At 67.9% G+C, this 15,734-nt stretch carries 13 protein-coding genes and 1 CRISPR repeat array; of the genes, 5 read left to right on the top strand and 8 right to left on the bottom strand.

Annotated elements, in window-relative coordinates; genetic code table 11:
• Nucleotides 1–160: 160 nt before the first annotated feature.
• The 4 genes from ACV7NM_RS33080 to ACV7NM_RS33065 all read left to right on the top strand — a co-directional run bounded on the left by ACV7NM_RS33080 (nucleotide 161) and on the right by ACV7NM_RS33065 (nucleotide 3,989).
• On the top strand, nucleotides 161–637 hold the full coding sequence (locus tag ACV7NM_RS33080) for an ATP-binding protein (RefSeq protein ID WP_463413750.1): 477 nt from the start codon (nucleotides 161–163) through the stop codon (nucleotides 635–637).
• A 687-nt stretch (nucleotides 638–1,324) separates the two neighbouring features.
• Nucleotides 1,325–1,759: a hypothetical protein gene (locus ACV7NM_RS33075; RefSeq protein WP_463413749.1), complete on the top strand. Its 435-nt coding sequence runs from the start codon at nucleotides 1,325–1,327 to the stop codon at nucleotides 1,757–1,759.
• Between the two features lie 53 nt (nucleotides 1,760–1,812).
• Complete coding sequence (locus tag ACV7NM_RS33070; RefSeq protein ID WP_463413748.1) at nucleotides 1,813–2,256, top strand: hypothetical protein; 444 nt, start codon at nucleotides 1,813–1,815, stop codon at nucleotides 2,254–2,256.
• A gap of 515 nt (nucleotides 2,257–2,771) precedes the next feature.
• Nucleotides 2,772–3,989: an IS110 family RNA-guided transposase gene (locus ACV7NM_RS33065; RefSeq protein ID WP_463414150.1), complete on the top strand. Its 1,218-nt coding sequence runs from the start codon at nucleotides 2,772–2,774 to the stop codon at nucleotides 3,987–3,989.
• A gap of 474 nt (nucleotides 3,990–4,463) precedes the next feature.
• Nucleotides 4,464–5,775: direct repeats of the CRISPR family, unit length 29 nt; unit sequence CGGACCACCCCCGCGTCGGCGGGGAGCAC.
• A 20-nt stretch (nucleotides 5,776–5,795) separates the two neighbouring features.
• Here the strand turns inward: ACV7NM_RS33065 and cas2e are convergent.
• From cas2e to casA, 7 genes are all read right to left on the bottom strand, one after another.
• Complete coding sequence (cas2e, locus tag ACV7NM_RS33060) at nucleotides 5,796–6,119, bottom strand: type I-E CRISPR-associated endoribonuclease Cas2e (RefSeq protein ID WP_463413747.1); 324 nt, start codon at nucleotides 6,117–6,119, stop codon at nucleotides 5,796–5,798.
• Between the two features lies 1 nt (nucleotide 6,120).
• On the bottom strand, nucleotides 6,121–7,047 hold the full coding sequence (gene cas1e, locus ACV7NM_RS33055) for a type I-E CRISPR-associated endonuclease Cas1e (RefSeq protein ID WP_463414149.1): 927 nt from the start codon (nucleotides 7,045–7,047) through the stop codon (nucleotides 6,121–6,123).
• 62 nt (nucleotides 7,048–7,109) lie between these two features.
• Nucleotides 7,110–7,766 carry a type I-E CRISPR-associated protein Cas6/Cse3/CasE gene (gene cas6e, locus ACV7NM_RS33050; protein WP_463413746.1) on the bottom strand — a complete coding sequence of 219 codons (657 nt, stop codon included), beginning with the start codon at nucleotides 7,764–7,766 and terminating at the stop codon, nucleotides 7,110–7,112.
• A complete protein-coding gene (cas5e, locus tag ACV7NM_RS33045) occupies nucleotides 7,763–8,587 on the bottom strand; it encodes a type I-E CRISPR-associated protein Cas5/CasD (protein ID WP_463413745.1) in 825 nt (274 codons plus the stop codon). Before cas5e ends, cas6e begins: the two co-directional genes overlap by 4 nt.
• Complete coding sequence (cas7e, locus tag ACV7NM_RS33040) at nucleotides 8,584–9,726, bottom strand: type I-E CRISPR-associated protein Cas7/Cse4/CasC (RefSeq protein WP_463413744.1); 1,143 nt, start codon at nucleotides 9,724–9,726, stop codon at nucleotides 8,584–8,586. The genes cas5e and cas7e overlap by 4 nt, the downstream gene beginning before the upstream one ends.
• Entirely contained in the window at nucleotides 9,723–10,427 is a 705-nt protein-coding gene (gene casB, locus ACV7NM_RS33035; protein ID WP_463413743.1) for a type I-E CRISPR-associated protein Cse2/CasB, read from the bottom strand. The genes cas7e and casB overlap by 4 nt, the downstream gene beginning before the upstream one ends.
• Nucleotides 10,428–10,489: 62 nt before the next feature.
• Entirely contained in the window at nucleotides 10,490–12,124 is a 1,635-nt protein-coding gene (gene casA / locus ACV7NM_RS33030) for a type I-E CRISPR-associated protein Cse1/CasA (protein WP_463413742.1), read from the bottom strand.
• A gap of 290 nt (nucleotides 12,125–12,414) precedes the next feature.
• Here casA and ACV7NM_RS33025 point away from each other — a divergent pair, with 290 nt between their 5' ends.
• Complete coding sequence (locus tag ACV7NM_RS33025) at nucleotides 12,415–12,597, top strand: hypothetical protein (RefSeq protein ID WP_463413741.1); 183 nt, start codon at nucleotides 12,415–12,417, stop codon at nucleotides 12,595–12,597.
• A 179-nt stretch (nucleotides 12,598–12,776) separates the two neighbouring features.
• Here ACV7NM_RS33025 and cas3 read toward each other — a convergent pair whose 3' ends face one another.
• Nucleotides 12,777–15,665 (bottom strand): CRISPR-associated helicase Cas3', encoded by a 2,889-nt coding sequence (gene cas3, locus ACV7NM_RS33020; RefSeq protein WP_463413740.1) that lies wholly within the window; start codon nucleotides 15,663–15,665, stop codon nucleotides 12,777–12,779.
• Nucleotides 15,666–15,734: the final 69 nt, after the last annotated feature.

Genomic DNA, 15,734 nt, shown 5'->3' with positions numbered 1-15,734 from the left:
GCCGGCGGAACGGGGATACCCGCCGCCGACAAAAGGCGGTTTCCTCATCAGAAAGCTAAACGTCAACGGCCGCCGCACGAAGGTCAATCCATGGCATTGACCCGAATGGACTGCCGCGCTGCAACCCTGCCCGCTCCCCGTCCATACGGAGGACTGAGCCATGTCCATCGCCGCACCACCGCTCGACTCCGACGTGCTTCGCCTCATCGGACTGCCCAACCCGTTACGAGTCACCCATCGAGCGGAGACCGTCTTCGAGCGGACCGGGCGACTCGATGCAGACGCGCGTCACCCGAGGCAAGCACGCCGCCTCGTCACCGCCACCATGCGGGCATGGCACCTATGTGACTTCGTGGACGACGCCACCCTCCTGGTGTCCGAGCTGGTCACCAACGCCTTCCACCACGGCACCGGCGGGACGGTCAGCATCCGTCTCTACCTGACGCAGGATCACCTGTGCATCGAGGTCCGAAGCGGAAACACAGGTGCCGCACAGATCAAAGTCGCTACGGACCGCGACGAGAGCGGTCGTGGCCTGTTCCTGGTTTCCCGGATCGCGGACGCCTGGGCCGTCAGCGCGGACGGCACCGGTATGTGGTGCACCCTCCCCATCACTCGGCCGGGGAACCCGCGATGACAACTGACATCCTCCTGGCCCTCCGCGGCTGCGACGTCCTCCTCAGCTCCTGCCGCGGGAAGGGATTAGGGCACATTGCAGCCGCCGGTTCAACCGAACATGCCGGACCCATCTGCGAGGACCCCATCAGGTCTTCGATCTGAGCCGGTGCCCGACGAACACCGAGGCGCACCTGCTCACGAATCGGCTGTGCGTCGGCGTGGAGCCACTGTGACCGCCAGTCCCAGCGTCGCGCCCGAGTCCGCCGCCACCACCTCTCATGTCCTCCGGCCTCACCTCAAATCCTCATGAGTCTCGGGCCATCGGGCCGTACAACCGTCCCGATGCCGCTGAAGACATCCCAGAGGACTTCACCCCGCCAAGCCTCTCTTCCACTGCCCGCGCCTTGCCGCCGGCGGACGCCATAGGCGGCCGCGCGAGGGGCAGCCCTCTTCCACCGGCCGTCCGGCATCCCCTCCCCCGGCGACCGGCCAAAGATCCACGAAGGAACGCCACCATGTGCCGGCATCAGACCCCATTCCCCTCGGCGAACACCGTCGATCGGACAGCCTCTTGCTCTCTTGGCCGTCATCCGGAACAGGAGGACACCTGCAGGCTGCCGGCGGGCGGCCAGGTGGTCACACTGCATCCTGCGGTTACTGCCCCCTTCACCGCCTTGTCCTCCGCGTTCGGGCCGGCGGGCATGCGATGAGTCCTTCCACGTTGTGCCCGCCGGACCCCGCCTTCCTCCCCGGCATCCGCGTCGACACCGGCTTCACCACCTCCGGTCGGCCGATCGTGACCCTCTTCCATCCCCACGCACACCCGCCAGATGACGCAGCCGCGACCGCGATGCTGGCCATTGCGACGCAGCTCCGACTCGACTACGGGCACCGCTTCCCGCTGACCGGTCAGTACGTGTACGACATCCACGGCATCTGGGCCTTGGACTACGGCCACCCCCGCGACGTCCTCCACTTCACGCCAGGCCCCCTGTGGCCACACGCGGTACGAGCCGGCCGCGGTGCCCTCATCGCGGTCAGCCTCGAACACCAGCCGCGCCCTGCCCACCAGGGACGCATCCTGACCGGCCGCCTCGCCCTGAGACAGCGCACTCCCCACCAGTGGCAGCAAGCACGATGAAAGGCAACCCCCACCAGTTGTGGAGAGGAGAGAGCACAGTGGAGGAACACCTGATGAGGCTGCAGGGACTCGCCGATTTCTGGGACCGGCCCGACGGTGACTGGGATGAGGGACCGCTCGGCACCCCAGAGACTCTCCAGCAGCGTCGCAATGCGAACTTCTGCTACCGCATCGGATCCCTGGCCCTGGCACAAGGAGACCTGAGGACCGCCGAAGGCTGGCTGACCGTGGCGATGAAAGCCCACCATCCCGGCGCGTGGTTCCGGTGTGCCGCTCTCGTATGCCGTCGCGGATACCGACTGTTCGGCGGCGACGGCGCCAACGCCTACCTCCACTACCTCATCGAAGGAGCCGCCGACCGCGGCCACGGCGACGCCCACCGGATACGCCCCCTCCTCAGCAACCGGTCCGCCGAACTCTGCCTCGAAAACTGGGAAGACCCGACCTTCGGCCCAGAAGTGCTGAACGCCCTGCAGATCGGCCTCCGAGAGCGGTAACGCCATCCATTTATGCCTCGCCCTGAACGAGAGGACGCTTGCGTTCGCACCCGAAATCGAAAAGTCCTGACGCAGTACAAACCGTAAAAGATGGCCCCTCGCTACCCAACCCAGGCCGTGGCATCGCGGGACAGGCGCTGTCCTCTGCCGACCTGCTCAGTCTGGCGCTGGTATCAATGCGGGCGTCCAGCCACAGAACCGACGCCACCCCCGTCTCGGGCACGGCTCACTCCTGCCGCCCACCCATCTCCCCCCGTTATCTTTTTCGCGGTCCTGCAAGAGGGCCGCTGGCCTCCGGGCACGGTATGACTGTTGCCCCCTGTCGAAGACATGACCTGGGGGGTGGTGTCACCGGGCCCGGGAGGTGCCGTCGGAGACGCTGATGAGAGGTCCGACCACCGTCCGGTCCGGCGCAATGCCGGACAGCTCGCGGGCGGCAGGTCTGCATAACGTGGATGCGCGCGTACGACACCGACGCCGAGGCCGGCACCGTCAACTCCCCTGGGAAGGGTGCGATGTTCGACACCGATGACGTGGGCGTCTTCCTCGGCCTGGACGTCGGCAAGACCGCCCACCACGGTCACGGCCTCACCCCTGCCGGAAAGAAGGTCTTCGACAAGCCCCTGCCCAACAGCGAGCCGAAACTGCGGGCGGTGTTCGACAAGCTGTCCGCCAAGTTCGGCACCGTCCTGGTGATCGTGGACCAGCCCGCTTCCATCGGCGCCCTCCCCCTGACCGTCGCCCGCGACGCGGGCTGCAAGGTCGCCTACCTGCCAGGACTCGCCATGCGCCGGATCGCCGACCTCTACCCGGGCGAGGCCAAGACCGACGCCAAGGACGCCGCGGTCATCGCGGACGCCGCCCGCACCATGCCCCACACCCTGCGCACCCTGGAACTGACCGACGAGATCACCGCCGAGCTGACCGTGCTCACTGGCTTCGACCAGGACCTCGCCGCCGAGGCCACCCGCACCAGCAACCGGATACGCGGCCTGCTCACACAGTTCCACCCCTCGCTGGAGCGCGTTCTGGGACCCCGCCTGGACCACCAGGCCGTCACCTGGCTGCTGGAACGCCACGGATCCCCGGCCGCACTGCGCAAAGCCGGACGCCGCAGACTCGCCGAGCTCATCCGGCCCAAGGCCCCGCGCATGGCCGCCCGCCTGATCGACGACGTCTTCGACGCCCTCGACGAACAGACCGTGGTCGTTCCCGGGACCGCAACCCTCGACATCGTGATCCCGTCCCTGGCCCGCTCGCTCGCCGCCGTCCACGAACAGCGCCGAGCCCTGGAAGCGCAGATCAACACCCTGCTGGAGGCCCACCCTCTTTCCCCGGTCCTGACCTCGATGCCAGGCGCCGGCGTCAGGACCGCCGCAGTCCTGCTGACCACCGTCGGCGACGGCACCAGCTTCCCCACCGCCGCCCACCTCGCCTCCTACGCCGGCCTCGCCCCCACCACCAGGCAATCCGGGACCTCGATCCACGGAGAACACGCACCACGCGGCGGAAACCGGCAGCTCAAACGCGCCATGTTCCTCTCCGCCTTCGCCTGCATGAACGCCGATCCCGCCTCCCGCACCTACTACGACAAGCAACGCGCCCGTGGCAAAACCCACACCCAGGCACTGCTCCGCCTCGCCCGCCAACGCATCAGCGTCCTGTTCGCCATGCTCCGCGACGGCACCTTCTACGAACCCCGCGAGCCCAAGACCCCCGCCCTCGCTGCATGAACCCCACTCCAGCCAATCACCTCAAACCCGGCACGACCGGGTTGACAAAAGACATAGAGGCACCCCCCCGTCGAAGCGCAGCCCGCACGCTCGGGCCACAGCCACGACCACGCACACCGGATGGACGGCGTAAAAGCGGAGCGGCCCCTGAGGACGGGCTCTGGGGCGCAGGCAGCCACCAGGGCCCCTCCGTATCACCGACGCCTCAGCGGGCTTGTTCGCACCAAGGCCGACGCAGTAATGCACGTCGCGCCGTACTGCCGGTTAGCTCCAGATGAGTCGATCATCGCCGTCTGCTGGTCGGCCCCGACGGCCCTCCCCGCCGGGGCGCTGAGCTGCACCGAGGTCGACGGCATGCGGGACGCGCCGCCTCCTTCTGACCCGCGGCGGACGTGTGCGGCCGAAGGGGACGTCACGCCACATGGATGCCGTTGGGGAGCACCAGCGCCGCGCCAAGTGGGTCAACGCCTCCGCCAGACCACCCCCGCGTCGGCGGGGAGCACCCGCCCTCGCAGCCCGCCCCGACCTCCGGCAGCGGACCACCCCCGCGTCGGCGCGGGGAGCACCTGGCCAACGCGAGCGGTGAGACCGCTGTGCCCGGACCACCCCCGCGTCGGCGGGGAGCACCGCTAGGCCGCAGGCACCTTGTTCTGGTAGTCCGGACCACCCCCGCGTCGGCGGGGAGCACACGACCGAGGCGTACCGCTCCTCACTGATGACCGGACCACCCCCGCGTCGGCGGGGAGCACGCCTCGGCGAGGAGGGCCGTAGCGGACCAGTCCGGACCACCCCCGCGTCGGCGGGGAGCACGTCGCGGCCACCGCGGTGCCGAAGGTGGTCTCCGGACCACCCCCGCGTCGGCGGGGAGCACACTGCTCAGGTGCTGGCCTACCAGGACCCCAACGGACCACCCCCGCGTCGGCGGGGAGCACGACCTGGTCCAGGACGCGCTCGCCGACGCCGACGGACCACCCCCGCGTCGGCGGGGAGCACTCGCCGGGCCAGCGCTCCAGGTACAGCTCGTCCGGACCACCCCCGCGTCGGCGGGGAGCACTCATTCCGTAAGGGGAACCCGCCCGGGTTCCCCGGACCACCCCCGCGTCGGCGGGGAGCACTCAAGCCGCTCATCAGGCATGACAGCTCCCAACGGACCACCCCCGCGTCGGCGGGGAGCACATCCCGGAGGCCGCGGGGGCGCTGCCAGAGACCGGACCACCCCCGCGTCGGCGGGGAGCACAACGCGCTCTCGCATGTTTGCGTCGATGGCTACGGACCACCCCCGCGTCGGCGGGGAGCACCAGAACCCTCCCAAGCAAAAAACGAACGCGGGCGGACCACCCCCGCGTCGGCGGGGAGCACGAATCCGCGTCGGGGACCTGGACGAGGACCAGCGGACCACCCCCGCGTCGGCGGGGAGCACCGGATCGAGTCGGCGAGTTCCGCGTCGATGTCCGGACCACCCCCGCGTCGGCGGGGAGCACTTCGCGTGGCTCGCCGTGCGCGCCTTCCGTCACGGACCACCCCCGCGTCGGCGGGGAGCACGGGACCCGGTAGCCGATGGAGAACTGGGCCTGCGGACCACCCCCGCGTCGGCGGGGAGCACGCCCCCATCCGGGCGGCGGCCCCCGCCCTGACCGGACCACCCCCGCGTCGGCGGGGAGCACACCGACGACGAGGTGAACGACGCCCGAGCCTGCGGACCACCCCCGCGTCGGCGGGGAGCACCGCGTGAGCGGCGGGACCATCCGGTGATCACCCGGACCACCCCCGCGTCGGCGGGGAGCACACTTTCTGAACTGACTCTTTCTAGGGGCTTTGCACTTTCATTACCGTCTGCGGTGGAGCGATGCCTGTCATTCGGATGAGGGTGAGGCCGTCGAAGTCCATGGGCAGGCGGCGTCGTGTGCCTGCTGTGCGCAAGGCGTATCCCTGTTCGTTGGGGGCTGGGTGGATAAGGACGGCTTGGCCGTCTGCAACGGTGTCGGAGACGGCCTTCCATAGTTCGTCACGGACCCGGGTGGAGAGCGTTCCGACGAAGATTCCGGGGACTACTTCTGTCGTCCACCGGCTGAGCGCACCTCGGAGGTGGTCAGGGACTGCGGTGGTAGCGATGACGGCCATGGAGGCCACGTCAGGTCTCCTTACTACCGTAGTTGCGTCCGGCGGGCAGGATGCCTGCGTGGGGGTCCCATAGGTGAACCAGGTTCACGGCCTGCCGGTCAGAGCCGTCCTGGACGCAATCGGTTTCAGGGTCGAGTAGTGCTTGGACGTCCTTGACGATGCGCGGCAGCAGTTTGAGGAGTCGTAGGCCGTCTCTGAATTTGCGCCGTGCTTCTCGTTCCGGGTCGGTGGAGTCGTGGAGGGAGAATGCGATCGGAAGGGTGGTCTCGGTTTTGTACAGGTCAGCGACGTCGTAGACGAACGAGTGTTGCTTCCCTGTGTGAACGAAGCCGAGGGCAGGCGAGCAGCCCAGGGCTAGGAGTGCCGCGTGCACGATGCCGTACAGGCAGGTGTTGGCCGCGGACAGGGCGAGGTTGACGGGGTCTTGTTCGTGCCATTGCTTGGGGTCGTAGTTGCGGCGGAAGCGCCCGATGCCGTGTTGTTTGGCGAGTAACTGGTAGAAGGCTTTCATGCGTTGGCCTTCCATGCCTCTGAGCGTGTCGAGGGTCGCATTCGGGGGGACTTCTTGTCCGAAGCGCATCTGGTACATGCGTACGGCGTTCGCGAGTCGTCGTTCGGGGTCGGAGTAGGCGCGGACTTGGTGTTCGAGCCAGGCGGTGGTGAGGGAGTCGGGCAGGACGGCGGCGTATGCGCGTACTCCGCCCGATCCTGTGATGACCACGCTGGTGCCGTGGCGGGCAAGCGTGGTCATGGCTCGGGTGGTGATGGAGACTCCGGGGCCCAAGAGGAGGCAGGACAGGGCTGCTGTGGGGATGTAGACGGTGTCGGTGCGCTGGTCGTCGACGCGGATCTGCGCGCATACGCCGGTGTCGTCCTGTACGACGCGGACCATGTCCAGGTAGAGGAAGGACAGTGAATCGGCGATGCGGGGAAGCATGGCGAGGGTGGGGGCGGACAGTCGGCGTCGTGCCTGGCCGCCCCGGTGCTGGTTTTGACCGGTCATGTGCCGGCCGGGGCCAGGGTCAAGAGACCTGCGCCGTAGGGCTTTCCGCGACCGATGCCGGTCAGCAGGGCGTTGGTGAGGGTTGCTGGATCGGTCACGCTGGCGGTGCCGTCGTACCGGATGAGGTTGTGGCGTAGGGGGGCTGAGGGGTTGCCGCGTCGGCGGGCGGCTTCGACGGGCGTGGGGAGGAGGGTTTTGAGTCGGAGTCCGGCTTCCTCGGCCCGGCGTGTCCACCACTGGTCCGCATCGGCGCCCGAGAGGGGGATGATTTTGCCCCGGTGGTTTTTCTGTTCCAGGGGCAGGCGTTCGCGCCGGGATGGGTTGACGGTGATGCGGTAGCGGACGGCCAGGCCGGGGCGCAGTGCGGCGAACATCGTTGAGAGGTCTTTGATGTCGATGTGGCCGTATTCGGGGGGCAGGGCATTGTCATTCAGGGGGGCCGTGGTTTGGAGGAGGACGGTTGTGGTGTCGTGAGCGGTGTCGATCCGGTAGAGGAGGCCGGTGCGGAGTCGGGGGCTGTCACCAAGGTGGTCGGGGACGAGTCTCATCAGGGTGCGGTGCATTTGGGTGGCGTCGCGGAGGTCGCGTGCGACGGCGCGGTTGCGCGGGTTCAGGCGGATTCGGGCGAGGACCGCGGTCGGGTTCGGGGTCATGCTGTGTGCTCCGTGCTCTGCACCTGCCGTGTGTCTGCTGTGGCGTCCCGGGCGGCATAGTCGACCAGGCGTTGGTGCAAGGTGCGTTCCTCGTGGTGGAGCAGGCTGGCGGGCAGCTGCTCGGTGGTTCGGTACAGCCGGCGTTTGCCGTGGCTTCGGCCGTGCTGGGCGAAGGTGAGGGGGCGGTCTTGGATGGTGAGGGGGATCGCGGGTGTGGAGGTGCCGGAGGGCGGGTGCTCCCACAGAACGTCGACGCTGATGTGGTCTGGGTGTGGGGTGGGCGTCGGGCCGCGGCGCTCGTCGGTGTGGGGGCGGCTCAGCGGAACGGATGTAAGAAGTTCGGCCACCGGATCGTCGACGTCGGAACGCAGGAGGAACGGCTCGTCGGGGGGGCAAGAGCGCCGGCCGAGGTAGGGAGCCCAGTGGGGGTGGCGCAGTGCTTCGGCGAGTTCCCCGATCTGTCCGCCAGGGCCTGCGACCGCAGCGACGAACACTGCATCGGCCAGGTATTGGCGCCGGGTGATGACGGCTGCGCCTTTGTTTTTTCCACCGCTGGTCGCGGCGGTCAGGTGAGGGGGCATCCCTCCTCCGACGGTGTGGTAGTCGGTCAGCACTACGCCGGGCCGATCGATACGGACGGTGATCTCCAAGGCCTCGTAGCGGGTGAGGGATGCGCCGCGGGCAAGTCCCTGGGCTGCAGCGAGGATTCCGATCAGGCCCGATCGTGTGGGGAAGCCGGCTGTGTCACGGACGGCGGTGAAGGCCGAGCGTTCTCCCCAGGACTGCAGGGGACCGGCGAGCCGGAGCAGCAGACCGGTCACTGGGAATCGCCCTGATCGTCGGAAGTGGCCTCGGGCAGGGCCGCTTCCACGGCCGCGTCGATGAGTTCGGCGAAGGAGTTGTGGGCGTTGCCCAACTGCTCGTATGGCTGTGTGCTGATACCGGCGTGCCCGTGGAAGGTGAGGTGCCGTCCGCCGGTGAGCCTGTGCACTTGGCCCGCGTATTGTGCCAGGGCGTCGCGGGACGGGCCGGAGAACCCGCCGGCGCGGTCTGCGGTGACCGGGGTTTCGAAGGCCGCAGCCAGCGAAAGGGGCCGGTGGGAACGCACCGCGAGGTAGGCGAGGTCGGGGATGGTGTGGGGGGCTGTGCTGTTCCTTTTCGCCTGCGGGAGAGACATCAGGAAGTGGTCCGCGAAGGAGGCGAGGACGGTGCGTGCGGCCTTGGCATCGTCTTCGAGGTTGGTCACGAGATCGGTGATGTTCACCGAGGCGAACCGGTAGAAGACGCCGGCGCTGAACTCGGCGGTGTCCAGGTGGCCGCTGCCCGTCTCCGACTCTCCCAGCCAGTCGTCGACGGCCGTGAAGTAGTCGCGCTGCGGCTCACTGGCATGGGTGGTGAAGGCGTGCGCGACCTGTGCCGCTCCGTCGACGTTGGCGCCGGGGAGCTCTGCCAGCATCCGTCCCAGGAGACTGATCGAGGCCGTGCGGGTTTTGAGGATGGCCTCGATTCGGTCTGCCGGCAGCAGCGCCCCGGGCTTGGCTTTACCCAGGCCTGCTTCGAGTTCGGCGCGGTACTCGGTGCAGACGGCGGTGAGGTCGGCGATGCCGGCCTCGGGCAGGAACAGCAGCACTGAGGTGTGTCCGGCTTTCTCGGTGCCCAGGCCCTTCTTGCCCGCGCTCGCGGCGACTTGCGCGCCGGCGAACGCGGCCAAGTCCTCAGGCCAGCCCGATCGTGTGAGGGCTTCCTTCACCTTGATCGGGACCATGCGGGTCCTGGCGGCCTTCTCGCCGAGGTCTTGCTCCACTCCGTGGCGCATTGTGCGCTTCCAGGACTGGCTGGAGACGCGGATCCTGTTCACGTTGCCGTACCGGACGGTTTTCGGCGAGCCGAGATCATCCCGGTTCAGGTTGGCCGCGGGAACCGCCTGGATGGCGTTCAGGTCCAGGAACAGGGAGTTCACTCGTTCTCCTCAGTGGTGTCGTTGTGGTGGTGCCCACGGACCGGCCCGGTCCCGCCTTGGGTGGGGCCGGGCGCTGCGGGATCGTCAGGGGTACGTCGTTCCTCCGCCGCGCGGACGCGGAAGTAGCTCTCCAGCCAGCGCGTGGCGATGTGGTCATGGCGCCGGTCCCACCAGGACAGGTCGTCCAGCAGCACGGCCCAGTCGAGGAACACCCCCCGCCCGGTGAACTGGCGCAGCAGCGCCGGAAGCCGGATGTTGAGCGATTCGCTTCCCACACGTGCCATGTAGTGCAGTTCCGACTCCGCCGAGTCGGGTTTCATCACGCCCGCGTTGACGGCTGCGGCCAGTGATGCTCCCAGGTTGACCCGCTCCCGGCCGGCTGGCCCCGGCACCGGTGGTGCTGTCGCCGCGTCGGGTGCGGCATTTTCGACCGGTTCCCCCGCCGCATTCAGAGCCGACTCCTCGGCCCTGGCGTCCTCTTGTTCCCGGGCGGAACGGGATCGGGCCGCGATCAGCGCGGCCACCGTGTAGTAGGGGCGCCGGCCGGCCGGGTGCTGTACCTCCTCGGGCATCAGCCGTACGAGGTGACGGTGTAGGCGGTGGCAACGCTCGTAGGGCAGCCCCAACCCGCTGCGCAGGTCGGCTTGCGCCCTCTTGTCCTTGGCGCAGAGGGCGATCACCTTGGTGACGAAGCTCCTCACGTGTGCTTCTCGGTCGGACTTGGGATCCGTTGCGGGGGACGATGCCTGGACAGGGATGGTTGTCATCGTTCACTTCCCGAAAGCGTTCCTGAAGACTGCTGCGGAATGGTGGTCTGGCGGAGCAGCGAACGCAGCACGCGGCGTGCGTTCATCCGGGCCCGGGCCACGCGTACATCTGCGCTGCGGGCCCCGATGGCCGCGTCCAGGGCATCGAGTGCCGCCTCCACGAACGCCGGCCGTACGGGATCGTCGAGACGGCCGGGAGCCAGGAGAGACCAGAAGACCTTCTCGGCGGCCGGCCAGTAGTAGGCGAGGGCTGCCTGTGCCCAGGGGCCGGGCTTTTTCCGATCCAGTTTCACGGTGCCGGCGGGGTCAATGCCCGGGTCGGTCGCGACTTTCCAGGCAAGAAGGGCGGCATAGCGCAGCCGGTCCCCTGTCTGCTCCGCGAGCTCCCTGAGCTGTCCGACGCGCACCGCCATATCGGGATTGGGGCCGTCCTCCTGCCAGCCCAAAACCGGCGGTGTCGTCGCCTCGAACCAGGAACTGTCCTTCTGCTGGCCGTCCTGGTCGAATCCGTATGCCCGAACCCGCAGGCCGGACCTCAGTGAAGCGGGCAGGTTCTCGAACACCGCTGGCCGCCGGGCCTGGCCCCCACCCTTGAGGAGCAGCGCGTCCAGGTCCCGCCACAACGCCCGGCCGGCGTCTGCGGGCCGCGGGTAAGGCTCGCCGTCGCCAGCCCTGGGCATGTCGAGGATGACGTAGGGGTCAGGAGCCGGTACAGCGGGCTCATGCGTGGACCAGGTCAGGTAGGCGTCCGTGACCGATCTGCCGTCGGGTGAGGGCACGAGGAGGGCGGCGTGCCGGGCTCGTCCGGTCAGCAGCCTTCCGGGCCAGCTCGGCGCGGGCAAAGTGCCCAGGGGATCGGGAAGTGCTTCCTCCTCCCAGGGACACGTGTCGGAAGAGTCCGGCTCCCCGACGGTGGGCTGAGGTACGGACAGGATGAGCGTCGTGTAGAGGCTGTCCGCCCAAGGGTGGTACGACAGGGACTTCCGCAAGGGACCCGCATCGCCGTTTCCGGGCTTGACCGCCGTAATCCGGCGGGGTGTGCATTGGCCGGAAGGACCGTAGTACAGCTGGGCGATCAGATGCCATGCCGCCTCGGCGGCAGGAACAGGCAGCGGATCCGTATCGGTGAAATGCCCGAACAGCACTGCACCGTTGACACCCGTCGGACGCCCGAAAACCAGTTTGTTGACTCCGGAGGGGTTCGGCAGTCCCTTGCCGTCGACGCACTCCGTCTGCAGACGGGGGTCTTGCATGAACGGTCGCTCGGGATGGAACAGGTCGAAGCGGCCCTCCGGAACCCTGTCGTCGAGATACTCATCCACCGCATCCGCGTCGAAGGCCTTCTGCCGCAGCACACGGTTACGCACCCGGAACCATTCCGGCGGCTCATCCGCCAGATCCTCATCGTCCAGGGCGATGCCGTCATGGAGCTTGATCCGGGCCGTCATCGCCGCAAGCAGCCGTATCAGTCCCGACGCCGCTGGCGGCACCGGTAGCTCCAGGTCCTCGATGTCATGCGCCCGGTGGAACAGCTCACGCAGCCCCACCGTCACCGATGCACCGCTGCCTAAGCGCACCGGGATCCACGGCTCGTCCCGCAGGTCGAACCCATCAGCCATGCTGTCCGCCATCTCTGCCGCCCGGGCAGAGCCGCACACGCGCCCTGCCCCTGGCAGCTACACGTACACGCGCAACTATCCCGCGCACAGGGAAACAGGGACCACTGACAACGCCCCCGGGCCGCCGTGCCGAGGCCTAGTAGAGCAAGGCAGACGGCAGCCTGTCCTGGGATGAGCAGAATCGGCCACCCGCAACCACTCATTCAAGTGAAGTAAGAAGCCCCGTGCGCTTTTGCGTCGGAAGACTCGGCGTGTGCGTGGCAGGCTGCCCACCCCCGGCCCCGTTTTCGAGGAGTAATCAGTTGAAGCATCCCGATCAAACCGATCCAGCCGCCGTCTACAGGCAGTCCCGAACGGGCTTCATGCTCCTGGCACTCATCACCATCACCGCGCTGCTCATCAAACCGGACCGGGCATTGATGGAAAGCTGTCGCGCGCTCCTATCCTCCTTCACCGAGGCGTGCCGGCGATTCCGTCACGCGTGAGCCGTTGTCTGGCCCCCCATGGCTTGAACGGTGCGCGGATAGAATCGACGTGCCGGCAATCGGGTCAAATCCTCGCCGTAGTGAGGGTGTTCCGTAAGAGGCCCCATGCGCCTGCCTGGCCGATACGGTCCCAGCTCCCCGCCGACGTGGGGGCGTTCTGCACCTCGGTCTGCGGCACGTTATGCACGCCGCAGGCCGAGGTCGTCATCCAGCCAGATCCGGTGCTTGCCCACCGTGACGGGCAGCGGCTGCCCGTCGCGGATCTGCTGGCGCAGCACGACAAGATCACCCAACATCGGGTGTTCCCTCCAAGCCGGTGGCGGTTTGAAGTCACCGCCGTCCGCATCACGGAACCACTGCGCATTGACCGGGATGGTCCGCCCCATCACCAGGCGGACTTCGGTCGCCGTCGGACCTTCGCCCGCCGCGGCACAGGACATGGGAATGTCACCGGCCAGGTCCAGGCTCTCCCGCCCGCCGTCGTGGACGTACACACGCAGCAGCCGTACCGAATCCGCCCCCAGCCGTGTCGCAGCCTGCCACTCGTCGTCTGTTCCAGGCGTTCGGTGCAGCTCGTCGAGACCGATTACCGACCTTGCCCGGGGAATCACCACCATGCTCCCTGCGCCACGCTGGGCGGCCTCCTCGCCCAAGTAGGCACTCCAGGCCGCCGAGGCCTCCGGGTTGTCGAAGTCGTAGCGACCCGAACCGACTCCGTGGACCCGTTCCACCAGCTCCTGCACGTCATCCGGCACACAAACCGGCTCCACCCCCCGCTCGGCCAGGGCCTGGGAGGTCTCGAACAAGACCGCCTCGTGATAAACCTCGCCCCACTGCCGCGGTACTCCCCCGCCACCGCTCAACGGATCGAGGACCACCAGCCGGGGCCCGGTCTCCAGCGCCCAGTCGGGACGGTCCCTGCCGTCCGGCCGGCCGTGCTCGGCCCACCAAGTTTCGTGGCGCCAGCACCGGCCGGCACGCTGCAAGAGCAACGCCATCGGGGCCAGATCACTGATCACCACATCCGCGTCCAGGTCCAGTGACTGCTCTACCACCTGGGTGGCCACGATGATCCGTCCCCGTGGCCGCGGCCCCGACCGGCCCATCCCCTCGGTGACCTGCCGGGTACGCGCCTCCCGCATCTCCGCGGGAAAACGCGCGTGCAACAGCTGCACACCCCCCGCCTCCAGCCGGCCGGCACGCAGCTCGCACAGATAGGTGTAGGTGTCCTGAGCCTCGCCGACGGTGTTGCACACCACAAGCACGCACCCGGCCCCCTCTTCCAAAGCCGGGGCCACGAGCCGGCCGATGACGGCAAGGCGACCGCGCGCACCCTCCGGCCGGCTCCCATCGACAGGCTCGACCTCGACAACCAGGTCCATACGGCGCTGCAGAGCCTGCTCTTTGCGATCCGCCGCACTGATCTGGGTGCAGTGGCCACTGCCGGCATCGACGTACAGCCAGCCCGGATACGGCACCGGGAACGATCGCGCCTTGAGACTCTTCGGCGTATGCCCGCCACCTTGCAGGTACTGCCTGACGAGTTGGTCGCTCACGGACCCCGGCAAGGTCGCCGACAACAGCACCACCGGCACCCCAAAGGCCCCCAACCAGTTCAAAACGCGCCCCAGCAGCACCTGCATGTAGGGGTCATAGGCGTGGGCTTCATCCACGATGAACGTCTTTCCCGACAACCCCAACAACCGCAACATGTTGTGCCGAACCGGCAACACTGCCATCAACGCCTGATCGATCGTGCCGACCGCGTACTGAGCCAGCAGAGCCCGCTTCGCACCACGCAACCACCGCGCCGGACGCAAGGCCGCCAGCCGGCATGCCGGCCCGCCACCTTGCCCGGCCTCGTCAGCATCACACACCAGCACCCGCTCACCAGGACCCAGACCATCCTCGGCGTAGGCACTGTTGAGCCAGGACATGCTGTGGGTCAGCACCAACCCCGACCCGGCCGCCTCCTGCCGGGCAAGGAACCTGGCAAGCCTGCCGTGCATCTGGTCGCTCGTCGCCATCGTCGGCAACAAGAAAGCAAACCCCCGCGTCCCAAAACGCGAAGAGAGCACCCGCTCCGCCTCCAGCGCGGCCTCACTCTTCCCATCACCGGGAGCAGCCGTCACCACGAGAATCCCGGCCTTGCCGACAGCACCCTTCACCTGGGACGCCCCTTCGAGCGCCACCGGCAAGTCCGAGGCGAGCGAACGCTGCAGAGCGTTCGGTGCCCCATCGATCCCATAAGCCTCGGCGAACGGCTTCCGCACAAGCTCAACCGGCATCAATCCCGCATCGCGGACCAACCGCTTCGCATCAACACACGACTGCGCGAAGTGCCGCTCCAAGCCCACATCCAATGAACCGCAACGCTCAAGCAGGTAGCTTTCCTGGCTGACAAGCCAGTCCGCCAAAACCACCACACCCGTAACAAGAACAGCCGCGGGAGCAGCGAACTTGTCCGGCATCGTCGGCGCACCGAGCACCGCATGAACAGCACGGGCGTGCGCAGACCTCTGATCGGCCCACGTCCCACCCCCGAGGAACACCTCGTACGCCGGACTGCCGAACAACGGTTCATGCCGGTGGAAACGGCCGTGGTGGCCACCGATGACCTCGGCAATACGCGCGATGGGGCCCTTCTCGTCATCAGGATCCGACACATCCTCGAATCCCAAAGTGGCCAACACCGCAGCAGTAGCCCGCATCCCCGCCACATCGTGGCGGACCTGCTCATCCCCGATCTTCCCCACATCACCGAGCAGGCGCGCACTCAACCCTTCCGCAGCACGCCGGTTGCAGAACTGGAAACCGGAAATCTTTCCCAGATCATGCAGACCAGCACACAACCCGACCAGCGCACGAGCTTCACCGGGCCGACCGACACACCCGAAACCAGCAGAGATGACCACACGCTGGTTGTCAGTGAGGTACACGTCCCACAAGGACAGCGCCACGGCCGCAGCATCAAGCAGATGCCGCACCACCGGATACGTCATCCCCTCCAGCCCCCGCGCTTTCCCCCACAAACTTTCATCCACCCCAGGCATACTCACCACCACCACACCCCTCACCTACCCGCTGCGAGCCGACACACAGGCAACCACGATCCCGGCGCCACCCCGACTCCATAC

The organism is Streptomyces sp. Tek67B01 (genome assembly GCF_055231995.1).
The sequence above is the reverse complement of the archived record's forward strand: the minus strand, read 5'-3'. Positions and strand labels throughout refer to the sequence as shown.